We start from the raw sequence: 25390 nt of genomic DNA, 5'->3' as shown, positions 1-25390 counted from the left end.
CATCCTTTTTCCTGCGATAAAATCAGTAGTATCCGTTAAACAAAAATCTATATAGCTTATTCGGTTTATCCATTTCATTGTTTTTTGACGCTTGATCCGATAACGCCAAAGAAGAAAGAAACAGGATGGAACCGCATAGGACTAGCAATGATAAAACTCCAGCGATGACTGGCATCATCATCCCTCCTTTACAGTGTTGAATGAAGTGTAAGGTATGAAACGCGTTTCAGAGCAAGAGGATTTTTTTACAGGATAGGTGAAGGTATGGCGAATATTAAAGATATTGCAGGGATGGCAGGGGTTTCGGTAACGACCGTGTCCCGGGTGTTGAACAATCATCCATATGTTAGTGAGGAGAAAAGGCAGGCTGTTTTACAGGTGATCAAGAAGAGTAATTATCAGCCTAATATTAATGCAGTGCATTTGAGTAGAGGGACAACCAGGCTTATAGGCGTGGTCATACCGTTTACGAATCATCCGTATTTTGGATTGATGGTTGAGGGAATCGCAGAGGAAGCGCTGAAAAATAATTATAAGTTAGTAATGATTCAGACCAATTATGAAGAACAGCGTGAACAAGAGGCGCTGACTATGTTGAAACATAAGCAAATTGATGCGTTGATTATTTGTTCAAGGATTTGTTCTTGGAAATTCATAGATGAATATTTGCAATACGGTCCTATTGTTGTAAGTGAAGATGCCAGGGGAAAAGGGGTATCATCAACGTTTATCGATCATTATGGAGCTTTTACAGAAGCCCTCGAATATTTGTCAGGAAAAGGTTATGCGGGTATCGGATATTGCGTTGGAAGAAGAACAGGCTTCAACAGCCGGCAGAGAGAGCTTGCCTACAAGGACTTCCTAAAGAAAAGAGGGGAGACTTTTGCAGAGGGGTTTGTGTTCTCTGGCTGCTTCAATTTTGAAGATGGTGAAAGGGTTGTGAAACAAATCAAGGAGATGCAAAATCCTCCGTCCGCTTTACTTGTCACCAGTGATCAGGTAGCTGCAGGAATCATTACCTGTTGCAAGGAAGAAGGGATATCCATTCCAGGTGAGCTTGCAGTCATGGGATTTGATAATCAGCCGATAGCAAAAATTATGAAAATTACAACTTTGGAGATTCCATTGGCTAGAATGGGCAGGAGTTTATTGCTGCAGGCAATCAATGGCGGCCAAGTCATACATGAAGAATGTTCCGTGACTTTAATCAGCAGAGAAACAGTATAAGGAAGAAGGCCGGGAATGAGACTCCCGGCTTTGCTTCATTAGTAGGCACGAGCCCAATAAACAAGCTTATCCGCTTCCTTACCACAGCAAACACACTCATCTGAAACTTTTTCTTCCTCAAAAGGAATGCAGCGTGAAGTTGCTCCAGTATCCTCTTTGATTTTGTCCTCGCAGGCCTGATCGCCGCACCACATGGCTTTGATGAATCCTTTATTGGTATTCAGCTTCTCAGCAAACTCAGTATAGTTCAATACAACACTTGTTTTTTCTTCACGGTGTTTCAAGGCTTTTTCGAACAAGTTGTTCTGAACATCTTCCAGAAGCTGAGCGATTTTGCTTTCCAATTCATCTATTGCCACAGTCACTTTTTCCCCTGTATCCCGGCGGGCAATGACGACTTGATTCTGTTCGATATCCCGAGGTCCTGCTTCCAGGCGAAGAGGAATTCCCTTCATTTCATACTCATTGAACTTCCAGCCCGGCTTTTTGTCGGTGGCATCAATTCCGACACGGAATGAACCGGCGAGTCTATCTTTAAGGCTGTACGCAAAATCGAGTACCCCCTCTTTGTGCTGGGCGATTGGCACAATCATGAGCTGGGTCGGAGCTGCTTTTGGCGGGATGACCAATCCTCTGTCATCGCCATGGACCATGATCATGGCGCCGATGATTCTTGTTGTAAAGCCCCAGGATGTCTGCTGGACATATTGAAGATTGCCTTCACGGTCGGAAAACTGGATGCCGAATGCCTTGGCAAAACCGTCTCCTAAGTGATGTGAAGTCCCGGATTGCAATGCCTTACCATCATGCATCAAGCTTTCAATCGTGTACGTATATTTAGCGCCGGCAAATTTTTCTTTTTCTGTTTTTTGCCCCTTAATGACTGGGATAGCGAGGATGTTTTCACAGAGCTCGGCGTATACCTCGAGCATTTTTACTGTTTCTTCATGAGCCTCTTCATCCGTTTCGTGGCAGGTATGACCTTCCTGCCAAAGAAATTCAAGAGTGCGGAGGAATGGTCTCGTTGTTTTTTCCCATCTCACCACATTGGCCCACTGATTATAAAGCTTAGGCAGGTCGCGGTAAGAGTGGATAATATTTTTATAGTGCTCGCCAAACAGGACTTCTGATGTAGGACGGACACAAAGCCGTTCCTGCAATTTTTCGTCCCCGCCATGAGTGACCCATGCTACTTCCGGAGCAAATCCTTCAATATGATCTTTCTCCCTTTGCAGCAGACTTTCTGGAATGAAGAGCGGCATATAGACGTTTTCATGTCCGGTTTCTTTAATTCTCTTATCCAGCTCATCTTTGATATTCTCCCACAGGGCGTATCCATAAGGGCGGATGATCATAGATCCGCGGACACTGGAATAATCGATCAGTTCTGCTTTTGTGACCACATCGGTATACCACTGGGCAAAATCTTCATCCATGCCCGTTATACTTTTTACAAATTCTTTTCCCATTCTTTGCACCTCCAATAAGTATTTGCTGTTGTTTCGATTAAACCAATCACATATTTGATATCAGCCGGGCTCTATTTCCTTGTGTATGAAAAGAACTTGATAAAAACAAAAAAGCCTTGCTATGTTAGGGACCAGAAAACTGGCGGTACCACCCTAATTCAAAGCAAAGCTTTACACTCGTATCATGATAACGGTTTGAACCGCTGTATGCGCTACAGAACTCAAAGGCAGGTTCGAACGGCAGCCAATAGGAGCCTTGCAGCCTGGAGCTCCCTCTCTGTCAGTGACCGGATCATTCTACTAATCCTTCTCAATGTTTCATTATTTTTAAGTATTATATTTTTTAGGAAAGAAAAAGTCAATTCAATTTTTAAAGTTAATTTTCAACATGATAAATTTTAGGGAAATGTCTGAAGTCATGTACTTAGATAAGTGTGTCTAGATACATGAGTACTAGTATTTTGTTGAACTTATGTATTTATCTTGTGTGATTTGATACAGGAGTACGTCCTAAAAGCGTAACTCATGTACAAAGATGGTGATTCTGGGTACATGCATCCAGATTTTTCGTAACTAATGTATCAAATATTTGCACTTGGTAACAGGAGTTTTTGTAATAGCTCAATTCTTGTACATTGTTGTCTTCCGGGCTGCATACTTCATTGATCCCGTCCATGAAGAAGTGTCATATTTAGGCTGCAGCCAATGAGTGACTGAAAATTAAAAAATCTGTCCAGAATGCTAATAGAATAAGTGAAAAAGGGAGATAGGATCATGATCCAGGTTAAAGTGTTTGATTATGAGCATGAAAAGGATTTGGAAAGAGATATGAACAGTTTTTTGAAGTCAGTGGATGAGGACAGCATTGTGGATATCAAATATCATGTGGCAGCGATGCCGGAAGATGATGACGATGAGCAGATTTACTGTTTTTCAGCGATGATTGTTTATAAAAAGTGAATGGCTGGGGAGATTCGGCTTGATTTTAAGGGGGTGGGACTTTCGCATGGAGAATACAGATATACGCACGCATTATACATAAAGGCGCACATGTATCTAAGAACACCTCGATTTAACAGAATATGTAAGTTGGTGTTTTGCCACATTAAAGCGCTAAGAGGGACTGTCCCCTATCACGCTTTGATGTGGTAAAGCGCGCTGCAGCCCACAGCCTACACAGAAAAACCCGTCCAAGCCTGATGGCTGTAAACGGGTTTCACTATTTATTATTATTCCAACGCACTCAGGGCGGCATTGAATCCGGCTAGCCTTCCGGTGACGAGGGCGGAGGTGATGTTATATCCCCCGGTATAACCATGGATGTCGAGGACTTCGCCGCAGAAGAACAGCCCGTCCATTTTTTTTGAAGCCATGGTTTTAGGCTGAATTTCTTTGACGGAAACCCCGCCTCCTGTTACGAAGGCTTTTTCGATGGACAGGGTTCCGTTGACTGTGAATGTAAATCCTTTTACCAACCTGGCAAATTCCCTGATTTTATCGCCAGAGAGGGTGATCCCTTTCTGGTCGGGATCGATTTCTGCACGCTCCAGTAAGAACAGAAGGTACCGTTCAGGCAGCACACCCTTCAGGATGTTTTTGACTGCTTTTTTCTCTTCTTCTTTTTTTATGAGGCTGTTCAGTTCCTGGAAGAGCATTTCTTCATTCTTGCCCGGGAGGCTGTCGATATGCATCGTTACATGAGACAGATTCCATTTTTTCATCGCCTTGACGACATACTGGCTGCATCGCAAAACGGCGGGGCCTGATATGCCAAGGTGAGTGAAAATCATGTCCATTTTGTGGGTGATTAACGGTTTTCCTTTCGGGTTCAACACGCTAAGGGCCACATCACGCAGGGATAGCCCCTGCAGTTCGCGCTCTTTGATGAAAGGTTCATCCGAAGTCAGCGGCACTTCGGTAGGGAAGAGGTCCGTGATCGTATGCCCTGCTTCTTCTGCCCAGGCATATCCGTCGCCTGTTGAACCGGTATGAGGGACAGACTTGCCACCTACTGCAATGATGACGGAACGGGAAGTGAACGTTTCACCAGATTCCAATGTAACACCTGCAGTTCGGCCGTCTTTATACATCACCTTTTTGACAGGAGAGTTGGTCCTCACCTCCACTCCCAGTTCCCTCATGCGGTTCAAAAGCGCATCAACGACTGACTGTGCTTTATTTGAAACAGGAAACATTCTACCGTGATCTTCTTCCTTCAATTCAATGCCGAGTTTTTCGAAGAAGGAAATGATATCTTCATTACTAAATTCCGAGAAGGCACTGTAGAGGAAGCGTCCGTTCCCCGGGATGTGTTTGATGATTTCATCAATGGGGAGCCTGTTTGTCACATTACAGCGGCCGCCTCCGGAAATTGCGAGCTTTCTCCCTAATTTATTCCCTTTATCAATGAGGAGGACTTTTCCGCCATTTTCTCCTGCGGCGATGGATGCCATCAAACCAGATGGTCCGCCTCCGATTACGATTACATCATAACTTTTCAATAGTTCCACCAACTTTCACGCTTTCAAAGTCTAATTCTAATGATATTTCCCATAGATTACAACTGGTTCCACGATAGCTTTCTAGTTGTGTTTCAGAAGTCTGGATAGTAAACTACCTATAGTGTGAAATCAGAAGTTTCGGAAGGGAATTTTTATGTCATCGACTTTAATTAGAGGTACGTTTATTTTAACGCTCGGCGTATTCATTTCAAAATTTCTCGGTCTTTTTTTTGTTATACCGTTCTACGCTTTACTTGCCGGTGAGATTGAAGCGACTTCCTTGTATTCCTATGGATATGTCCCTTACACGATATTTTTGACGATTGCGACGGCGGGTGTCCCTCTGGCAGTGTCAAAGTTCATTTCCAAATATAATTCACTGCAGGAATACAGTGTCGGAAGGAAATTATTCAAATCCGGCCTGGTATTGATGACCCTTACCGGTCTCATTTCATTTTTGATTATGTTTGCTTTTGCCCCTTTCTTTGCGAAAATTACAATCCCGAGTGATGAGCAGGTCATCACGGTGGAGCAGGTTACAACGGTTATCCGGGCTGTCAGTTTTGCCCTGATCATCATACCGTTCATGAGTTTAATCAGAGGTTTCTTTCAAGGACATAACTCAATGGGACCGACGGCTGTCTCACAGGTGATCGAGCAGATCGTCCGGATTGTGTTCCTCCTTGTAGGAGTGTACGTCGTCTTATATGTCATCAAAGGAGATATGACGACTGCCATCAGTGTGGCCACTTTCGGGGCGTTTGTCGGGGGAATTGCGAGTCTTGCCTCCCTGATCTGGTACTGGTTCAAGAGGAAACCTCATTTTGATAAAATGCTGGAAGAAGATAAAGGAACGGTTGATATCTCTTTGGTGGAAATCTATAAAGAAATCATTGCCTATTCGATTCCTTTTATCTTCGTGGGAATTGCGAATCCGCTGTTTCAGCTTGTCGACCAGATGACATTCAACAGAGCGATGGTAGCAATCGGAAATGCAGACCTTGCCGATACTGCTTTTGGTGTGTTGAATTTCGCGGCCCATAAGCTGGTCATCATCCCGGTTTCATTGGCGACGGCATTTTCAATGTCTCTTCTGCCTTTGATTACATCGGCCTATACAAAGAATGAATATGGAAAGATGAACAGGCAGCTTGATCAGACATTCCAGATTCTCCTGTTTTTAACCATCCCGGCAGCCTTTGGAATCTCGCTGCTCGCGGAACCGACCTACACGCTGTTCTACAGCCATAGCGATCTCGGTACAGAAGTGTTGAGGACCTATGCACCTGTCGCCATTCTGTTCGCGCTGTTTGCGGTGACAGCAGCCATCCTGCAGGGAATCGATAAACAGAAATACACGATTCTCAGCTTGCTTGTCGGGCTATTGATAAAACTTGTCTTGAACATCCCGTTGATTAAGTTGATGGAAACTCAAGGGGCGGTTCTTGCTACAACACTTGGTTATTTAGCAGCAACAGTCATCAACCTTGTCGTGATAAAAGTTTACGGAAACTACCAGTACAATACAGTGTTCAGAAGAACATTGCTGATTCTGATGTTTAATGTGGTAATGGGTGTGGCGGTCATCATATTGTACGCAATTCTGGCTCAATTCCTGAACCCGGCTGCCCAAATGCAAGCGATCATCCTGGTCGCCATTTGCGGTCTTGCAGGAGCAGGCATCTACTTTTACTTAAGTTTCAGATCTGGACTTGCGGACAGGTTGTTCGGTGAACGGGCTGCCAAAGTGAGGAGAAAGCTTAAGATCGGACAGTAGAAGGAATTGCCTTCATAGAAAACAGAAGTACAGGAAAAATAAAAAGAGGTGGACTTATAAAAAGTCACCTCTTCGTTTTTGCCTGATAGGTACCAGCCAGATCACACATATGCTGGATTGTTGAAAAAGGCTGTATTCGTATAGATTGTTGCTATCGGAAAAATCAAAAGGCCGGATTTTTCCCTCGGGTACAAAGGCTTATCTAACTGAACAAGGTGATTAGCTCTTTTCTTTCTTGTTTACCAGGATAATTCCTGTGAAATATGGTTATTTCTCTTGAATTTTCTAGTATAGCAACAAGGTTTTAGAAAAGAGCCTTGTAAAAGGTATTACTGATAGCCGAGCTGTCTGCGAATTCGCTCAACCTGGCGTTCCAAGCGGTCCACCCGGCGGTCAAGGCGCTGGTACTGCCTTTCCAGACGGTCCAGTCTGTTGTCGAAAGAGCCGTAACCTCCGCCATAGCCGCCATCATAACCTCCGCCGTAACCAGGGATTTGCGGGAATTGAGGAAGCGGGAAGTAAATACCGCCCTGTCCTTGTTGTCTATGATACATAATGCACACCTCGCAATTTTTATATATTCACTACAGCCTATGCGGAGCGTGCAAATTGGTATAGGCGGTTACCTAAAAGAATAGGAAGTGACAAGAATGAGAATCGATAAATTATTATCCAATATGGGGTATGGAAGCAGAAAAGAAGTAAAAAAACATTTAAAAGGCGGGGGGACCCTTGTTAATGGAGAAGTGGTCAAAGATCCAAAGTTCCAGGTCAATCCTGAATCAGATACGGTGACGGTTCACGGAGAAGAGGTCATCTACAAAGAATTTATCTATTTAATGATGAACAAGCCTCCAGGGGTCCTGTCCGCTACAGAGGATGCGGAAGGGGAAACCGTCATTGACCTGCTTGAAATGGAGGACCAAATTTTTAACCCGTTTCCTGTAGGAAGGCTGGACAAGGATACGGAAGGGCTGCTGCTCATCACGAATGACGGACAGCTCTCACATCAGCTGCTGTCTCCCAAAAAGCATGTCCCTAAAACCTATTTTGCAGTAATTGATGGAGAAGTGACCGAAAAAGATGTCTCTGCATTTGCAGAAGGCGTTACGCTGGATGACGGATATGAAACAAAGCCTGGCGAACTTGAAATCATCTCTTCCGGGTTGAGATCGGAAATCAATCTGACGATAACGGAAGGCAAATTTCACCAAGTGAAAAGAATGTTTGAATCGGTTGGCAAACGGGTCATCTACCTGAAAAGAATCACCATGGGGCCCCTCCCGCTCGACGAAACCCTCGAGCTTGGCGAATATCGCGAACTGACCGATGAAGAAGTCGAGCAATTGAAGAACTATAAAATAGACTAAGAAAAGAGCTGGTGCATAAGGCATCAGCTCTTTTTTCGTCTGTTTCTATACTTTTGGAGAAATGCTTGTACATTGAAGTTCTATTTCACCTATGTAGCTAGGAGGTCATCTTAACCTTCTTTTCCGTTGTTGTCCATTGGCCCCGGCAAGGACTCTCTACCAAGTCATTGTAAGCCAAAACATTCAGATCTCTTTGAATGGTGCGCGGAGTAATGCAGAACTCATCTACAAGGTCCTGTGTTGTCACAGTCCCATTCTTTTTAATGAAAAGGTAGATTGATTTAATTCGAGTCAGCATTCGATTTGTTGAAGGTTTCAAAGAACCACTCCCTCATCTTTTTTCCCAAAGGCAAGCCTGCATACAGCTTAAGAGTTTCAACTCATCAAGGAAAATATTCCGTTTGAGACAGCTCCTTTTCATTTGGTTTTCATAGATGTCGGAACACTTCTATTGTACTCCTCTTCCACTTTGATTTCTAGAAAAATGTCCAAATTTACAAAAAATTTAATGTTGTTTATTTTAGTATATGTAATTAATAGAAAAACATTAAAAAAATCAGAACTTTTCTTCCGATAATCCGTATGTATTATGGGGGGATACGTACGGAAGTTGTAAAAACAGATATAAAACAAGCAGGATATGAAGCTGGAAGCTCATTGATCCATATTCATTTTAAGCCTCCTTTTGCTTGCAGCCTCCTTTATCATTAATCGACAGAGGATTTACAATAAAAAATTATGCAGCGTGATTTAAGAATTGAAGACAAGTTGAAGATGAGATGGATCTCACTCATCCTAATGCTGTCATATCAAGTAGAAAAGGAACCGGTCTCTTCAGAACGTAACCGGCCAATTTTGTTTCGCAAGTCTCAGTTGATATTTAAAAAGAGAACTCCTTTCTCCGGGTTTCTTGAGCTGTTCACTAAAGTTCTGGTTCGTAACATAAGTTATAGTGCCACTTATTTTCAATCACTAGGAGTTCTCTCCTTTTCCCAACTTGTCCTTCCCGTTATGTGGCTGAAACTGGGGGCCGCAGGCTTGATTGCCCTGTCGATCCTTGCCTGGAATGAATGGGTATGGCATAAGCTGATCGCAAAGCATCCAATTGGGAGTAAATACGGTGAAAAACCGGATTTGATAAAAGCCAGGAACACAACGCGGGTCGCGGCGTTTATACCGTATACTCTGGTAATGACCTTATCAGTGCTGCGTTACTTTCACCTTATTTAAAAATTAATACGGTTGCTCTGGGGAAGCGCCTCAAGGACATGAACGACAAAAAAGAGAGCGGAAAGTGTCTTGAAGGAGCGTCTCAAGGACATGAACGGCGAAAAAGAGAGCGGATAGTGTCTTGAGGAAGCCTCTCAAGGACATGAATAACAAAAAAGAGAGCGGAAAGTGTCTTGAGGAAGCGTCTCAAGGACATGAATAACAAAAAAGAGAGTGGAAAATGTCTTGAGGAAGCGTCTCAAGGACATGAGCGGCGAAAAAGAGAGCGAAAATTGTCTTGAGGGAGCGTCTCAAGGACATGAATAACAAAAAAGAGAGCGGAAAGTGCCTTGAGGAAGCGTCTCAAGGACATGAATGACAAAACAGAAAGTGAAAAGTGCCTTGAAGAATCTTTGCAAACCCACATCAGCTAAAATTGTTCCTCCACGTACAATACAAGAAATTGGTACCTGTGTCACCAAAAGCTCCATCACCATTCCAGTGAACTAGATTTGCATGCAGGCGGATAATGTTTAGAATAGAGAGTAGTCAAACCATTTAGGCAAAGGAGACTCACATATGGATATTAACTGGATGGAAGAAGTTGAGAAACGAAAAGACGACCTTCTGAATGATCTGCAGAAATTCCTGCAAATCAAAAGTATTCTGGATGAAGAGAATACAACAGAAGAAGCTCCCCTGGGAGAGGGAGTGAAAGAAGCACTTACATATTTGTTACATCTAGGTGAAAAAGACGGTTTTACGGCAAAGAATGTGGACCACCTTGCAGGACATCTGGAGTTTGGACAGGGTGAAGAGTTATTGGGAATCCTATGTCACGTTGATGTCGTTCCTGAGGGAGACGGGTGGAGCGTCGATCCATTCGGCGGTGAAATTAAAGATGGGAAAATCTATGCCAGGGGGGCGATGGATGATAAAGGCCCGACTATAGCCGCCTACTATGCCATGAAAATTGTGAAGGAACTGGGTATCCCGCTTGATAAGCGCGTCCGCATGATCATCGGTACAGATGAAGAAAGCGACTGGCGCTGCGTTGAGCATTATTTCAAAGTGGAAGAAATGCCGACTATGGGGTTTGCCCCTGACGCTGACTTCCCGATTATTTATGCTGAGAAAGGCATCGCTGATTACGATCTCGTCTCAAGAGCGGCAGCCGGCGGTCAGGAATCGGAAGCAACTGTCCTCCATTTCGAATCCGGAAGGCGTTACAACATGGTCCCGGATTTTGCAAAAGTGAAGCTGACTGCACTCGCTGATCACTCAGTGCTAGAGCAGGAGTATCAACAATTCCTGGAGAGTCAAAATCTCAAAGGAAAGTCCTACATGGCAAATGATGAGCTCGTCCTAGAGCTTGAGGGCATATCTGCTCATGGAATGGAACCGGATAATGGAAGAAATGCTGGAATCCTGCTGGCTCATTTCTTATCTGAAAAAGAAATTGATTCATCGTCGAAACAGTACTTCACGTTTATAAAAACGTATTTCTATGAAGATTCCAGAGGGAGAAATCTAGGAATCAATTTTGAAGACGAGATTACGGGACCACTGACCATCAATGTCGGCAAGTTAAGATATGACCATCAAGCGGGCGCTTCACTTGGATTAAATATGAGGTATCCTGTGACATTCAACCTGGATGAAGCAAAAGGAAAACTAGAAGAGATTGTTGGACAGCATGGATATTCAATTGAGAATTTCACTGATTCCAAGCCCCATCACGTTGACAAAGATCATATTTTAGTAAAAACCCTGCAAAAGGTTTACGAAGAGCAGACGGGTGATAAAGGGGAACTATTAAGCATTGGCGGGGGAACCTATGCGCGTTCACTTGAGTCAGGTGTCGCCTTTGGCCCATTGTTCCCGGGAAGAACGGATGTTGCCCACCAGAAAGATGAGCACATGTTTGTGGAAGACCTGCTGAAGGCTACGGCAATTTATGCACAGGCAATTGCAGAGCTTGCAAAAAAATAGTTCTAAAAAGGGAGAGAAGAAATTGGATTACGTTATTCTGAATGGCCAGATTCTTGAACGAAATGAAGCAAAAGTCGATATCGAAGACAGAGGGTATCAATTCGGGGACGGTATTTACGAAGTGGTCCGTGTCTACAATGGAAAGTTCTTTACTGCCGATGAACACCTTACAAGGTTGTTTGAAAGTGCGGAAAAAATCGGCATGTCCCTTCCTTACAACTTAGAAGAGTTGAAAAATCTGTTAGCTTCATTGGTTCACCGCAATAATGTTAACGACGGAATAGTTTATCTTCAGTTTTCCCGCGGGGTGGCAGCAAGGCAGCATCATTACCCTGATAAAAACGTGGAGGCGGCATTTGCCGCTTATACGAAAGAAGTGGAAAGGCCGAAAGACAAACTGGAAAGTGGTGTCCACGCTAAGCTTGTGGAAGACATGCGCTGGCTGAGGTGTGACATCAAAAGTCTGAATTTGCTCGGAAACATCATGGCTAAACAGGAAGCAGCCGAAGCCGGTTGTTTCGAAGCCATTCTTCATAGGGGAGACACGGTCACGGAAGGCTCATCTTCGAATATGTTTATCGTGAAAGACGGTGTGCTCAAGACCCACCCGGCAACAAATCTGATCCTGAACGGGATTACCCGCAGAGTGATCCTCGATATTTGCAAAGAGCAAAGTATTCCTTTCAAAGAAGAAGAGTTTACGGTAGAAGAGCTTCTCTCTGCTGATGAAATCTTCCTTGCAAGCACCACTTCGGAAGTAATGCCGATTGTAAAAGTCACAGGGGCAGATTTTGAAGTTGAAGGTCCTGGGGAGGTAACAAGAAAACTTCAAACCGGGTTCGAAGCGAAAATTTCTGAGCAGTGTGAGTGAATAAATCTCCTGGATAAGCAGCCTTATAATGAGGCTGTTTATTTTTTTGTTCTTAGAGAGAAAACCAACAATTTGAGTTATAAAGACCTGACTTTTAAAAAACATAGTAGATAACCAATCTATTTTCATATCTGGCAAGTCTATGCCATTTATTTAACAGGCAAAACGCTAAAATATTTTAAATTTTAAGAAAAATGGTAAAAAAATTATTTCGCCATCCGATAGAAATAGTATATAAGCTGTTTCAGTGAGGATGAAATTTAGGAGAAGAGTACTACCCAAGCAGCAGTAAGGGCAGCTTCATTCCTGCTATACGGACTAGAATTTGTATATAAAGTAAGGTTCATAAAGCGTGCGGTCAGAAGGTCGTAGATGCATTAGGGAGAAAGTGACTCCAGCCAAGCGGTTGATGAACACAAAATTCACTAGATAATAAGGAGAAGGATATGTTATCAAAATTATTTCGTAACATGAAGGTGGGTACAAAATATAGTCTTGCTTTTAGTATTACCATCCTGCTGATTTGCATTTCCACATTCATTGTCTACAAGGAAGTAGCTGATGTTAAACAGGAACTCGCCGCATTGGAAAGGAGAGGGGACAGAGCCGTTAAAGTAACCGAAATGGCCTCCCTATTCAGGACAAAGGATGTTCGCATCGCAGACTATATCAACTCACCTGAACAGATCTATATTGATGAATTTGAGGAAAAGAGAGAAGCTTATAATGCGCTGGAAAAAGAGCTGCACGCCAAGATGGATACGCCAGAAGAGGAAAAATATTTCCAACGGATTGCCGCTAACGACAAAAAGGTTAACGAAATATTCCTGAATGAAATTGTACCGGCCGTAAAAAGCGAAAATAAAGTGGCTGTTAATGCGGGCAGACAAAAGGCCCGTTTGTTAAGAAGTGAAACCGTCAAAATCTTTGATGATTTAAGGAATCTTATTAATGAGCAGCGCTATACGGCAGTCCAGAGTACAAAGGATAGTTTGCAGGCCTCCATTAATGTATTGATCATCTCAATTATTACTTCCATTCTTTTGGGGAGTATCATTACCTTTGTTGTGAACCGAATGATTCAAGGGAACCTGCAGAAGGTCATACATATGGCAGCTGAAGTATCCAGTGGAAACCTCCAGGTGGAAACTAGTAATTATCAGGGAAAAGATGAGATCGGGCAATTAAGCGGGGCCATGAATGGCATGCTCATCAATTTACGTGAGATGATTGGGAAAATTAACATAATGTCCACTTCTGTTTCAAGTCAAAGTGAAGAAATGACACAGTCTTCAAACGAGGTTAAATCGGTGAGTGAGCAAGTGGCTTCCACTATGCAGGAATTGGCATCTGGAACTGAGCGGCAGGCTACCACATCCGCTCAAGTGGCTGAGACGATGGACCGGTTCATTGAACGTTTGCAGCAGGCAAACGAACAAGGAAGCTCAGTAAGTCAAACAGCTGAAGAAGTACTGACGATGACGCATGAAGGAAACGAATTGATGGGGCAGTCTATCCAAAAAATGAATATGATAGATGGGATTGTAAAAGAAGCAGTGACAAAGGTGAAGGGGCTCGATCAGCAGTCCCAAGAAATTTCCAGCCTTGTTTCCGTCATAAGGGAAGTAGCTGAACAAACCAACTTGCTTGCACTAAACGCAGCCATTGAAGCTGCAAGGGCGGGAGAGCATGGAAAAGGCTTTGCGGTAGTCGCTGATGAGGTACGAAAGCTGGCAGAACAAGTATCACAATCAGTGGTTAATATCACCGAGATAGTAAACAAAGTCCAAACCGAATCTGATAGTGTAGCAAACTCATTAGAAAAAGGGTATGTTCAGGTGGAGGATGGCACCAAGCAAATTGAATTGACCGGGAAAACGTTTAATAAAATGAATGGCCTTATCACAGCAGTTGTCCAACAGGTTAATTCTATTACGCAAAGCCTTCAAGAGATTTCAGAAAATGGCGGGGAAATGAATCATTCCATATCCTATATTGCATCCGTATCAGAAGAATCTGCAGCAGGCATTGAGCAGACTTCAGCCTCCTCGCAGCAAACATCAGCTGCCATGGAAGAAATTTCACAGAACGCTACTGAACTTTCCAAACTGGCGGAAGACCTGAATGAGTTAATCAGTCAATTTAAAGTTTAGTATTTTGTTCGGAAAGGTCCTTTAGCGATAAAAAAGCTGAACGTGCTGTGAAGCAGCATGCAAATCAGCAATATTATTAGAGACCAAATCGTTTATGATTTGGTCTCTTTTTATTCTTTTTAAACCATCGGAATCACATGTTCATTACAGTACAGTGCGATCTAAATGGTGAAATAATAAAGGTACAGGTATATTGTAAAGATATACTAAATGAAAGAAGTAAGGAGGGGGGAAATTGGGGAAGAAGCTGTTATTACTGGTCAGCGCAGTAATTGCTCTAATTATTATCGGCTTTTTAACTTTTATCTTTAGGTTGAAATATGAGCCTGCACCAAGCAGCGGTAAAGTTGAAGAGATGGTTGACGCAAATGATCTTGTTGCATTTGGGGACGTAGAAGGTTCGTATCTGTACACACCCAGAAACTATGGATATTACAATGAAAAAAATATATATATTGTTGAGAAATCTTTTGGGGATGGAGAGCAATATGATGACCATTATGTTGTCATAAAACAGGGTGAAGAGATAACAGATAATCCCAAGTCGTTAGTGGAGCAGATTAACAGTAAGTATAGTCTTGCAAAGAAATTAATGGATGTACGAGTTATATCAAAACATAAAATTCAAGTCTATAAAAACAATGAAAAAGTTAAAGAAGAATGGTTTTATAAAGTAACTTTTGCTCACGGTGATGATGATTATTTATCTTTTATATCACCTGCAGAAGACGTGAATGACAGATTTAACTTTTTTACAAAGGGGTATGAACAGTTTCTGAATTTTTAGGTGCTGTTAATCTAACGGGGCTTTAGCTTAACGCTTGGATATTTTCTCCAAGCGTTTTTACTTACTATGTAAATTTTGTTTATTGTTGTTACAATCCCTATAAATCACATACAAAACCGCGATCAATTTGTAGGTGAGTTATGAGAAAGACATTTAGTCACCTACAAAACCATGTCTGATTTGTAGGTAAGTTATTGGGATCACTATAAACCACATACAAAACCAAGTTTTTTTGCAGGCGAAACAGTAAAAACCTGTCCACCACTAGAAAAAAAGAGCAATAAGTGGCTGCCCAAAAAACACGGCCCTGCTTCTGGCGGGCCGTGTTCTTATATTTGTAGAGTCTAGTGAAGCTTGCCGTTTTTGTCCACGTAAAATGATTTCACAATCGTTCTTTCAAAATTATTTCCGGCGATGGTTTTCCCCGTCACATCCAGGGTGAGGGAGTAGATGCCTTCTTCCTTGTAAGTGAATGGAACTTTTCCTTTCGTTGTCATCTTCAGAAGGGATTGTTTTTTCTTCTTGCCATCTTTGTTGACCTTGATAGTTACTTGAAGGTCCTTTACTTTGTTTCCTTTGTTTTTCAGTTCCATTGTGGATTCATCCAATATGATTTCATCATTAAGGTCGGAATGGAAGCCGGCAGTCACAAGGTAGGCTGCTTTATTCTTTTTAACCTTGATTGTCCATTGTCCGGTTTCCGGGTTCGGTATCTGGAAACTGTGATGGTGGCCGCCTTTGAAAATTCCGTCATCCACCGAATGGTGAAAATTATTGTAGATATCACCAGAGGGGCTGACCACCTGTAAATCTATCGTCTTCTTGTCACTCAGCCAATCCAAGTCAAGTTTTGCCACATTTTCTTCCACCTGAAAGGTTTCCTGGACTTCATTTTCAAATACTCCGCCGCGATGGGCGGTTGTGACAGCTGCGGATTTATTTTCAATTGTTTCAGCCACTGTAAATTCTTCCTGAAGAGAAGACATGGAAAGCGGTTGTGCGCTAGTCGTTAAATATGGCTGAAAATAGGAAAAGGTCCTGCCTTCCCGGACGGTTGTATGATTCCATTTGTCGACGCGGACTTCCTTACCGTATGGCAAGCGGGAGTTTGCAACTGTGACAGCTCCATCATTAGAACCGTAGGCCCGTAAGTATAAACCTCCCCAGTAAAGAGAGGAGCCAAAGCTTCCCCAGCTTGTTCCGGCCAGGGTATAGACAGGATTCTTCGACCGGTTGATATGCGAATCGACCTGAGAGCGATAGTTTTTCATATAACCCGTTTGAAGGGAATACGTAGCATCGTTTTTGCTGCCTAATATACCGGCAAGCCATCCAGCCCAGCTGCTGTAGGCAAGGTCGGCAAGTTGAGAGCCGTGATGGGGAGTTGACAGCGTAATAAGGTTTGAGACATAAGGGTAGGCGCCATATTGTACCAAAGCATTTTGGGCATCGATACCTCCTTTGCTATGAGCGATAATCACAAGCTTCTTTTGACCAAAGTAATTGTAAATATCCCGGATTCGGTTATTGAGGACCGCTCCATTTTCCCACATATCCCTGTCTGGATGAACATCGATGAAGGCCGTCTCATATCCATTATTGAAGGCAGTTTGATACATATTATTATTTTCCCACCACGTTTTGGATGAGCTGTTGATTCCGTGGACAAAAACAAGTACGGGCTTTGTCCCATCGACATAACCGGGGGTGTCACCGGCATACCATTGGCCCGGTACACCACCCGGATCATTTTTCCCCCCGATAGTACCTGCCTGTGTACTGACCGGCAAAATCAAAAACAGAAGTAGCACCATTAATCCCAACCTTTTCATTATCCCACTCCATTCTTACTGAAATAGGGGATGTTCTCCCCATTTATCCTATCGAAAATCGGGGCCTGTTCAGAAGCATTTTCTGAAAAATGAGCAGATGGACATACGGAAGGTGGGAGAATGGATGTATATAAAACAGGCTGTATTCGTATAGATTGTTGTTATCGGAGAAAGCCAACGGGCCGGATTTTTCCTTCAGGTACAAGGGCTTATCTAACTGAACAAGGTGTTTAACTCTTTTCTTCCTTGTTTAACAGGGTGATATCTGTAAATTATGGCCATATCTCTTGAACTTCATATTTTATAGCAACAAAGTTTTAGAAAAGAGCCATAAAAAAAGGATAGGAGCATATTAAGGCGCCCGTAGCATAGAAAAAAAGGCTTAGAATCCCGATTGCGCAGGATTCTAAGCCTTAGGTGATTACTTTATTAAGCTTTCATTAATGTCTTCCAACATTTTTGTGTTGGCGATGGGTCCTGTGTATAACCAGCTGGAGTCCCCGGCCGAATATTCGTAAATATTTCCGTTTTTCACGGCAGGGATGTTTTGCCAGATGTCATCCTGAAGAGCTTCAGCGCCATTGCCGTCACTGTTGATCAGGAAAATATGGTCTGCATCCAGCTCAGCAAGTTTTTCCAGAGAGATTTCGGACCAGTTGGCCGTTGAATTATCAGAGATTTCTTGTACCACATTCGGAGGGGTTACACCAAGGTCATTGTATAATACGTCTCCGCTTGATAAGGCATCATTTACAATATAGAAGGTATTGCCCACCAGCCAGATGGCTGCGATAGATTCATCATTGATTGAAGCTTTCAGGCCTTCTTTCGTTTCCGCTACTTTTTGCTCATATTCTTCTAAAACGTTTGCAGCTTCCTCTTCTTTCCCGAATACTTCCCCGATTTTCTGAAGTTCATCTCTCCAGTCATTATTCTGCTCCGTTCCAATTACGTAGGTAGGTGCAATTCTGGAGTATTGATCATATTTATTTCCCTCAACCATTTCAGCAGAATCCATAATGATCAAATCAGGTTCGAAGCTGGTCACTGTTTCTAACGGCAGATCATAAGGAATAGTTGGAACATCTGCCAAAGAATCCTGAAGGTAGCCTTGGACTGTTGCACCATCAGCAACGGACCATTGTGCCGCTGGAGTGATCCCTAAAGCAACAAGGTAGTCTTCCAAGTATGACGCAATGACTCTTTGGGGTTGAGCAGGAATTGTAAGTTCATGGCCCATCGCATCTGTAACGGTTCTCTCATTTTGAGCTTCTTCATTCGTGGAATCTGACTGCCCTTCATTCGTTTGTGATGCTGAATTGTTTTCATCATTACCGCAAGCGGTTACAAGACCAAGCGCCAACAGAAGGGATGTTATGTACATATATCGTTTTTTCATTTTTCTGTCCTCCTAGAAGTAAAAATTATTATTATAAACTATTTAGATGATAACAATTCTCATTTTCAATTACAAGCAGAAAATAAAAAAAATGAAAAATGTTCAATATGCAAGGGCAGGGCGGCTTGAAACGCACCAGGCATTGTAAGAAGAAGCAATTGCCCTTCTAACATTTGTATAATATAATGAAAATTATTCTCAATTTGTGGTGAAGATAAAATTAGCTAGTTTGGTAGGAGGTACTTTTCATGTCAAGCGAGTCTTCCGCAGACCACCATCGTACGAAATGGAGGGTGCGATCTAACACCATACTGCCTGCTGTAATAATGGCCGGCGGATCAATCATACTTGCATGCACAATGGCTTTATCCATATTATATGGAGCTTCTGACATAGATTTATTGACGATCTGGCTTAGCTTGACCCAGTTCGATGCATCAATCCCATCTCATCAAATCATTATGAATCTGCGGATTCCCCGTATACTTGCCGGTGCTTTGATCGGGGCCGCCTTGGCTGTGTCCGGTTCGATTATGCAAGGGATGACAAGAAATCCGCTTGCATCTCCTTCCATTATGGGAGTGACTGCAGGTGCCATGTTCATGATGGCCATAGCTCTGGCTTTAATGCCATCAGCGTCCACTCTTACTCTGATGATGTGGGCTTTTCTTGGGGCGGGTATTGGTACCTCTGTGGTCTTTCTTGTCGGTTCCATTTCTAAATCGGGTTTGACCCCAGCAAAGCTGGCCCTTGCCGGAACGGCAGTGACTGCATTATTTACTTCCATTTCGTCTGCCATCACCATTCACTTTAATATTGCAAAGGATATCAGCTTTTGGTATGCAGGCGGATTGTCTGGTATTCAATGGGTACATATCAATCTCCTTGCTCCTGTTACACTAGTTGGCATGATTATAGCTCTCATGTTAGGAAGGTCCATTTCTGCCCTCAGTCTGGGAGAGGACATGGCAAGGGGAATGGGGCACAGAACAAGCCTTATAAAATTTATTGGGACAGTGGTTGTCATGCTGCTTACAGGGGCTGCTGTCTCAGTATCGGGGACCATCGGATTCATTGGGCTGGTCATTCCCCATATTACTCGTTTCCTGGTAGGGGCTGACTACCGGTTCATCATTCCTTGTTCTGCTGTGCTTGGCGGTATCTTGCTGGTAGCGGCAGATACCTTATCACGCATGATCAACCCTCCGTTTGAGACGCCTGTAGGAACGGTAACGGCTCTCGTGGGGGTACCTTTCTTCCTCTATTTAGCACGTAAAGAAGGGAGGAACATTTGATGACACCGGATGTGAAGAAAAACTGGCGGATTGCTTTCATTTTGATTCTTTCCATTTTCGTGGTTCTTTTGCTCAGCCTGAATTTAGGTGTGATGAAAATTACGCCGATGGAAGTGTTTCAAACGTTTACAGGTAACGGAACCCCGCAGAACAATATGGTCTTGTATCACTTTCGGCTGCCGAGGATGGTCATTGCCCTGTTAATTGGTGCAGGAATGGCAGTGTCTGGAGCCATTCTGCAGAGTGTCACCCAGAACGACTTGGCCGACCCGGGCATCATAGGAATTAACGCCGGAGCAGGTTTCTCGGTCGTGCTTTATATCTATTTCTTCCAAAGCAGTTTGCTTGGGGCATCTTCTCTTTCAATCTACCTGATGCCGATTGCTTCACTTGCAGGATCCGCGGTAGCTGCTGCTTTGATTTATGTAATCTCGTGGAAGAACGGAATTTCACCGATAAGGCTCATTCTTGTCGGGATAGGAATCAATAGTGCTTTTTCTGCATTGATTATGATTTTTCAATATAAAATGGACCCCAAGGATTTTACGAGGGCGACCGTTTGGCTTTCTGGAAACATCTCCGGCACAGACTGGTCCTATGTTCTGACCTTATTGCCATGGATCCTGATTTTGATTCCAGTGGCCATCATTAAAGCGCGCACGTTGAATTCCCTTAATCTTGGTGATGATGTCGCAGCAGGTCTCGGGACCCATGTAGAAAGAGAAAGGCGAATTCTTCTATTCATTGCTGTCGCACTTGCCGGGGCAAGTGTCTCGGTTGGCGGAGGGATTGCCTTCATTGGTCTCGTGGTACCTCATCTTGCCCGGAAATTTGCAGGTGCCAGACATGGGGGGTTACTGCCGGTAACGGCGCTGCTCGGGGCTTTGTTGCTTTTAGTCGCCGATACAATTGGACGCAATATTTTGGCACCCTCGGAGATACCAGTGGGGATGGTCGTCTCCATCGTCGGAGGCTGTTATTTTATTTACTTGCTGATGAAATCATGATGAAACAAAAGGGGTGGGTACTGAGACTTGTACTCATCCTTTTTTTGCGTTGTCTCAAGTTCTTTTTACATATGGACATTCGGTTGTTAAATAGTAAATTCAAAAGGAAATTTGTTGAAACTTTTGCTTTTTTTAAACGTACATATTAGAAAGTTTGTTAAAAGAGGATAGCGGATTATTGACTGGGGCATGAGGGCTTTCCCATCGTTCCAATTTTTCTTACATCTAACAAAAAAGAATCAGGAAAATGGATCTGTGGAGACGATATCAGGCAGCTGGTTACCTTTCAAGAGCACTCTTAAAAAAGTGCCTTATACTATCACATGTTTCATAGACTAAAAGAGACGATTGAATTCAATTAAATTCAAGGGGGCCTATAATTGGAAAACGTCATAACCGTTGAAAACCTATCCAAAAATTTCGGATCCGTCCAAGCGGTGAAAAACATTTCATTTTCAGTAAGAAAAGGGGAAATCTTTGGTATTATTGGACCGAATGGCGCAGGAAAAACAACGACTTTGGAGATACTTGAAGGAATCAGCAAACCGACAGAAGGTAAGATAGATGTCTTGGGACTTGTACCGAGCCGGCAATTAAGGGAGTTAAACAAGCGGATTGGTGTTCAATTTCAAGCCACGTCCATTCAGAAGAAAATGAAAGTGAAAGAGGCGATGGACCTTTTTGCCTCGTTTTACAGCGAGTCAACGAAGAAAGAATATTTAATTGAACTCTTGAATCTCGATGAAAAATTGAATGTTCATTTCGAGGACCTTTCCGGAGGGTGGAAACAACGAGTGACTCTCGCCCTGGCAACCCTTCACAGCCCGGAAATCTTGTTCCTGGATGAGCCGAGTATGGGACTCGATCCCCATGCACGGAGAGAAATGTGGTCGATGATCAGAATGTTGAGGGATGAGGGATGCACGATTGTTGTGACGACGCACTACATGGAGGAGGCCGAAAAGCTCTGTGACCGTGTAGCCATGATATACAGTGGTGAACTGAAAGCGCTGGATACACCGGCGGAACTGTTGAATAAACCGGCAGGTCATTTCATTGCCTTCGAAAGTGATCAAATACACGCTGAAGCTTTAGAAGCACTGCCTGAGGTCATCAGGGTTGAACAAGAGGAGAAGTTGTTCAAGGTCTTCAGTGAAAACCAGCAGGAGGCCGCTTATCATATTTTTACATACTGCCATGACAACGAGATACCTCTTTCCGGTTTCAGGTTTGAAAAAGGGTCACTTGATGATTTATTTGTGCACTATCTTGAAAAGGAGGCAGTGGGATGACCGCTATCGCAAAACTGGCAAGCCTAGAAACGAAAATGTTCTTCAGGGACCGTCTCAGCGTATTTTGGACATTTCTTTTCCCAGTGGCCATGATATGGCTGTTTGGTTCCATGTTTGTGGGCCAGGAGATGGATTCCAAACTGTTTGCAGAGATGTTCGTACCAGCGTGGATCGGTGTTAATATCGTCACGACCTCCTTTTTTACCTTAGGCACGGTTTTAACAGGGTATCGTGAGACCGGCGTCCTGAGGCGTTACCAGTCCACTCCGCTTCAACCGTGGAAAATTCTTGCCGCCCATACTTTTCAGGGAACGGTAATCTTCGCCATTTCGGCTGTCCTTCTATTGGTCTTCGGCATGCTTATGTATGATTTAACACTGCCGGCTTATATTGGCAGTACATTATTGATCTTACTGATCAGCATCCTTGCTTTTTTCCCCTTCGCTCTGTTTATGACATCGCTTGCCAAAAATACGCAGAGTGCAGCCGCCATCAGTTCCTTGTTCTTGAATTTGATGCTGTTTTTATCAGGAGCGACTTTTCCGTTGGAGATGATGCCGACCGTGCTTCAATATGTCGCGAAAATCCTGCCGCTGTACTATGTGATTGAATTGCTGAGGGGGACATGGAGTGAGGCGCCGATCACCGAATTCGGGCTTGAAGTAAGCGTCCTGCTGGGGATTGCTGTTGTTTCAACATTTCTGGCTTCCCGCTTTTTCCGGTGGAGTGATAAATGAAAATAATTAGGCTCTTTTCTAAATCTTTGTTGCTATTTTCTCTGAAGTTCAAGAGGTATAGCCATTCTTCATAGACCTTACTTTGGTAAGCAAGAAAGAAAAGAGCTAATTATCCTATTCTGTTAGAAAAGCCCTCGAACCCAAGGGGGAATCCAGCACTTTGGATTTTCCGAAACCAACAATCTATACGAATACCGCCAATAATAAAAAGGGAAGTTGCGATCATGCTCGCAATTTCCCTTTTACTTATCCAGCGGCCTTCCTGACAAGTTGATAATAAAGAGCTGATAGAAAAGAGCCTAATTAAAAGCGGAACAAGTCGCTTGAGAGGTAACGTTCGCCGGTATCACAAGCAATGCAGACCACAACATCATCCGGGGACAGCTTTTTCGCGACCTGGATGGCGGCATAGCAGGCAGCGCCGGAAGAAGGGCCAACCAGGATACCTTCTTCGCTTGCCATGCGGCGCGCGATGTCGTAAGCATCTTCATCCTCAATTTTATGAATTTCATCATAAACATCTTGGTTCAGGATTTCAGGGATGAATCCAGGACTTGTGCCGACTAGTTTATGTTTGCCGGGCTGTCCGCCTGATAAGACCGGAGAGCCTGCAGGCTCAACGACATGAACTTCGATATCCTCATAATGCTCTTTCAATACTTCTCCTGTTCCTGTAATCGTTCCGCCGGTACCGGCTGTAGCAACGAAAGCAGCTAATGGCTTGCCGAGTTCATCCATTGCTTCAATGATCTCCACGGCAGTCGTCTTGCGGTGTGCGTTTGGATTGGATTCATTTTCGAACTGCATTGGCATGAAACTATTCTCAATTTCAGCTGTCAGTTCTTTCGCCTTTTGAATGGCCCCTGGCATCTTCTCATCTCCAGGGGTCAGCACGACTTCTGCACCATACGCTTTTAGAAGGTTGATTCTCTCCTGGGTCATCGTATCAGGCATGACAAGGATCGCGCGATATCCTCTTGCCGCCGCATTCATCGCAAGTCCAATACCGGTATTTCCGCTTGTAGGTTCAATGATGGTGGAACCTTCTTTCAAGAGTCCGGCTTTTTCCGCTTCCACGATCATTTGGAAAGCGGCACGGTCCTTTACACTCTTACTTGGATTGTAGAACTCAAGCTTAACGTAGATTTCCGCGCCACCTTCAGGATTAAGGCGGTTCAGTTTAACAAGCGGGGTATCCCCTATTAAGTCAGCAATATTTTGAACAACTTTCATTTCATTACGTCCTTTCATCTAATGTCATACAGGGTGTCTTGAAGCAAATATTAAATCGGCCCTAAATCCATCGTTTTATATTATTATGTTACTAATTCTAACAAATCTTATCAAATATATGAGTCTTTATGGATGCTTTTTTGTACAATACCGATCAGCCTCTTTTAAAAGGCGTCAGTGGGCTGTTAAGCAATGCAGGAATGTCAGGCTCTGGTTCTTCCTGCAAAAAAAGAGAATGGAATGAAATAGCGGTTCATTTTTTTAAAAAATTACTTGGAGTGGTATTCAGGGTTAACCATCAGGAGCAGCGTAACACTTATTAATACACCAAAGATTTAACATCTCAATTCAAGAACGCTATCACGAATTCCCATTGTAAAAACAAGCCTAAAGGACTTTGGAAATGGAAATAATTATGATGAGCAGGCTGCTGGTTTGCTCATTTAGTTATCTGCTGCAAGCATTGTCTGATAAAATAGAAATACTACTGACTGTTTTAAATAAGAATTCTATTTCAACTTGTGAAAAGAAGGTCGGCTTCTACCCTTGAGAATATGATTTCCTGAAGGAGGAGAGGGTATAACAAAGGATGTGCCATGACCGATTTTCATACAGCAATGGGATTGAAAAGCCTAATGAATTAACGGAAGGTGTTCATGATGAAACAACATCATTACTTTTATGCTGTACCTCTCCCTCAGGAAACCAAGGAAAAACTTGAGAAATGGGTCTCAGAGGCGAGAAACACATTCCCTTTTCAACGCTGGGTCCATCCTGAAGATCTCCACATTACCCTTGCATTTTTAGGAGGTACTGATGAGGAGCGCTTGAATAGAAGTATCGATAGAATTCATGGAGAGAGGAAAGGGACCTCTTTTACATTGGAAACAAGACAACTCGGCATATTCGGCAATCCCGCTTCACCTCGTATCTTGTGGGCGGACGTTAGCGTATCCCCTGCATTATCAGCCCTAAGGGAAATTGTATACTCTGCATGTCAGCAGGAGGGCTACGAATTGGATAAACGACCGTTCAACCCGCATATCACCGTTGCGAGGAAGTGGAAAGGCGACGAAGAGTTTCGACCAAAAATGCTGAACCCTTATTTCCTCTCAGAACCTCTGGATTTTCATGTAGAGGAGTTTGTATTGTACCGCACCCATCCCGACAGGATACCGAAGTATGAAGTCGTTGAGAAATTTATATTGAAAGAACATTAAAGAGCGTAAGAAACGCAGA

The 25390-nt window shown here is 43.3% G+C and carries 22 protein-coding genes, 1 pseudogene and 1 other annotated feature; of the genes and pseudogenes, 15 read left to right on the top strand and 8 right to left on the bottom strand.

Annotation, left to right across the window (positions count from 1 at the left end; translation table 11 throughout):
* Window positions 1-22: 22 nt before the first annotated feature.
* A complete protein-coding gene (locus tag V1502_RS16475) occupies window positions 23-175 on the bottom strand; it encodes a hypothetical protein (RefSeq protein ID WP_409251714.1) in 153 nt (50 codons plus the stop codon).
* Between the two features lie 89 nt (window positions 176-264).
* Between V1502_RS16475 and V1502_RS16470 the strand changes: the two genes are divergently transcribed.
* Window positions 265-1227, top strand: coding sequence for a LacI family DNA-binding transcriptional regulator (locus tag V1502_RS16470; protein WP_409251713.1), 963 nt, complete (start codon window positions 265-267; stop codon window positions 1225-1227).
* A 38-nt stretch (window positions 1228-1265) separates the two neighbouring features.
* On the opposite strand, the gene proS is transcribed toward V1502_RS16470, so the two are convergent.
* Window positions 1266-2696 carry a proline--tRNA ligase gene (proS, locus tag V1502_RS16465; protein WP_409251712.1) on the bottom strand — a complete coding sequence of 477 codons (1431 nt, stop codon included), beginning with the start codon at window positions 2694-2696 and terminating at the stop codon, window positions 1266-1268.
* Between the two features lie 123 nt (window positions 2697-2819).
* Window positions 2820-3019 (bottom strand) — a binding site (T-box leader).
* A 451-nt stretch (window positions 3020-3470) separates the two neighbouring features.
* Here proS and V1502_RS16460 point away from each other — a divergent pair.
* Window positions 3471-3656: a sporulation protein Cse60 gene (locus tag V1502_RS16460; protein ID WP_409251711.1), complete on the top strand. Its 186-nt coding sequence runs from the start codon at window positions 3471-3473 to the stop codon at window positions 3654-3656.
* 269 nt (window positions 3657-3925) lie between these two features.
* Here V1502_RS16460 and V1502_RS16455 read toward each other — a convergent pair whose 3' ends face one another.
* Complete coding sequence (locus tag V1502_RS16455; protein WP_409254374.1) at window positions 3926-5149, bottom strand: NAD(P)/FAD-dependent oxidoreductase; 1224 nt, start codon at window positions 5147-5149, stop codon at window positions 3926-3928.
* Between the two features lie 202 nt (window positions 5150-5351).
* Between V1502_RS16455 and V1502_RS16450 the strand changes: the two genes are divergently transcribed.
* Window positions 5352-6974, top strand: coding sequence for an oligosaccharide flippase family protein (locus tag V1502_RS16450; protein ID WP_409251710.1), 1623 nt, complete (start codon window positions 5352-5354; stop codon window positions 6972-6974).
* 329 nt (window positions 6975-7303) lie between these two features.
* On the opposite strand, the gene V1502_RS16445 is transcribed toward V1502_RS16450, so the two are convergent.
* Complete coding sequence (locus tag V1502_RS16445) at window positions 7304-7528, bottom strand: hypothetical protein (RefSeq protein ID WP_409251709.1); 225 nt, start codon at window positions 7526-7528, stop codon at window positions 7304-7306.
* Window positions 7529-7624: 96 nt separating this feature from the next.
* Here V1502_RS16445 and V1502_RS16440 point away from each other — a divergent pair, with 96 nt between their 5' ends.
* Window positions 7625-8344, top strand: coding sequence for a pseudouridine synthase (locus tag V1502_RS16440; RefSeq protein ID WP_409251708.1), 720 nt, complete (start codon window positions 7625-7627; stop codon window positions 8342-8344).
* A 97-nt stretch (window positions 8345-8441) separates the two neighbouring features.
* Here V1502_RS16440 and V1502_RS16435 read toward each other — a convergent pair whose 3' ends face one another.
* Window positions 8442-8663, bottom strand: coding sequence for a DeoR family transcriptional regulator (locus V1502_RS16435; protein ID WP_409251707.1), 222 nt, complete (start codon window positions 8661-8663; stop codon window positions 8442-8444).
* 419 nt (window positions 8664-9082) lie between these two features.
* Between V1502_RS16435 and V1502_RS16430 the strand changes: the two genes are divergently transcribed.
* From V1502_RS16430 to V1502_RS16405, 6 genes and pseudogenes are all read left to right on the top strand, one after another.
* Window positions 9083-9574 (top strand): hypothetical protein, encoded by a 492-nt coding sequence (locus V1502_RS16430; RefSeq protein ID WP_409251706.1) that lies wholly within the window; start codon window positions 9083-9085, stop codon window positions 9572-9574.
* A 558-nt stretch (window positions 9575-10132) separates the two neighbouring features.
* Window positions 10133-11545: a dipeptidase PepV gene (pepV, locus tag V1502_RS16425; protein WP_409251705.1), complete on the top strand. Its 1413-nt coding sequence runs from the start codon at window positions 10133-10135 to the stop codon at window positions 11543-11545.
* A 22-nt stretch (window positions 11546-11567) separates the two neighbouring features.
* Entirely contained in the window at window positions 11568-12416 is an 849-nt protein-coding gene (gene dat / locus V1502_RS16420; protein WP_409251704.1) for a D-amino-acid transaminase, read from the top strand.
* 446 nt (window positions 12417-12862) lie between these two features.
* Window positions 12863-13630, top strand: a pseudogene (locus tag V1502_RS16415) (HAMP domain-containing protein); the annotation flags it as partial.
* Window positions 13613-14569, top strand: coding sequence for a methyl-accepting chemotaxis protein (locus V1502_RS16410; RefSeq protein WP_409254373.1), 957 nt, complete (start codon window positions 13613-13615; stop codon window positions 14567-14569). The pseudogene V1502_RS16415 and the gene V1502_RS16410, both read left to right, overlap by 18 nt.
* 235 nt (window positions 14570-14804) lie before the next feature.
* Window positions 14805-15356, top strand: coding sequence for a hypothetical protein (locus tag V1502_RS16405; protein WP_409251703.1), 552 nt, complete (start codon window positions 14805-14807; stop codon window positions 15354-15356).
* 344 nt (window positions 15357-15700) lie between these two features.
* Here the strand turns inward: V1502_RS16405 and V1502_RS16400 are convergent, their stop codons facing one another.
* Window positions 15701-17188 (bottom strand): esterase/lipase family protein, encoded by a 1488-nt coding sequence (locus tag V1502_RS16400; protein WP_409251702.1) that lies wholly within the window; start codon window positions 17186-17188, stop codon window positions 15701-15703.
* 421 nt (window positions 17189-17609) lie between these two features.
* The gene (locus tag V1502_RS16395; protein ID WP_409251701.1) at window positions 17610-18587 is read right to left on the bottom strand and encodes an iron-hydroxamate ABC transporter substrate-binding protein; all 978 of its coding nucleotides are present in this window, start codon (window positions 18585-18587) and stop codon (window positions 17610-17612) included.
* A gap of 248 nt (window positions 18588-18835) precedes the next feature.
* On the opposite strand from V1502_RS16395, the gene V1502_RS16390 reads away from it, so the two are divergent.
* From V1502_RS16390 to V1502_RS16375, 4 genes are all read left to right on the top strand, one after another.
* Window positions 18836-19882: a FecCD family ABC transporter permease gene (locus V1502_RS16390; RefSeq protein ID WP_409251700.1), complete on the top strand. Its 1047-nt coding sequence runs from the start codon at window positions 18836-18838 to the stop codon at window positions 19880-19882.
* The gene (locus V1502_RS16385) at window positions 19882-20889 is read left to right on the top strand and encodes a FecCD family ABC transporter permease (RefSeq protein WP_409251699.1); all 1008 of its coding nucleotides are present in this window, start codon (window positions 19882-19884) and stop codon (window positions 20887-20889) included. Before V1502_RS16390 ends, V1502_RS16385 begins: the two co-directional genes overlap by 1 nt.
* A 380-nt stretch (window positions 20890-21269) precedes the next feature.
* Window positions 21270-22181: an ABC transporter ATP-binding protein gene (locus V1502_RS16380; RefSeq protein ID WP_409251698.1), complete on the top strand. Its 912-nt coding sequence runs from the start codon at window positions 21270-21272 to the stop codon at window positions 22179-22181.
* Window positions 22178-22918, top strand: coding sequence for an ABC transporter permease (locus V1502_RS16375; protein ID WP_409251697.1), 741 nt, complete (start codon window positions 22178-22180; stop codon window positions 22916-22918). The genes V1502_RS16380 and V1502_RS16375 overlap by 4 nt, the downstream gene beginning before the upstream one ends.
* A gap of 303 nt (window positions 22919-23221) precedes the next feature.
* Here V1502_RS16375 and cysK read toward each other — a convergent pair whose 3' ends face one another.
* Entirely contained in the window at window positions 23222-24151 is a 930-nt protein-coding gene (gene cysK / locus V1502_RS16370; RefSeq protein WP_409251696.1) for a cysteine synthase A, read from the bottom strand.
* Window positions 24152-24810: 659 nt separating this feature from the next.
* On the opposite strand from cysK, the gene thpR reads away from it, so the two are divergent.
* Window positions 24811-25371, top strand: a complete 561-nt coding sequence (thpR, locus tag V1502_RS16365; RefSeq protein WP_409251695.1) for an RNA 2',3'-cyclic phosphodiesterase — start codon at window positions 24811-24813, stop codon at window positions 25369-25371.
* The last annotated feature ends 19 nt before the right edge of the window (window positions 25372-25390 follow it).

The sequence above is a fragment of the Rossellomorea sedimentorum genome, assembly GCF_046237645.1.
In the GTDB taxonomy this organism is placed as follows: domain Bacteria; phylum Bacillota; class Bacilli; order Bacillales; family Bacillaceae_B; genus Rossellomorea; species Rossellomorea sedimentorum.
Note: the sequence above shows the minus strand (reverse complement) of the source record. Positions and strands in the feature narration are given on the sequence as shown.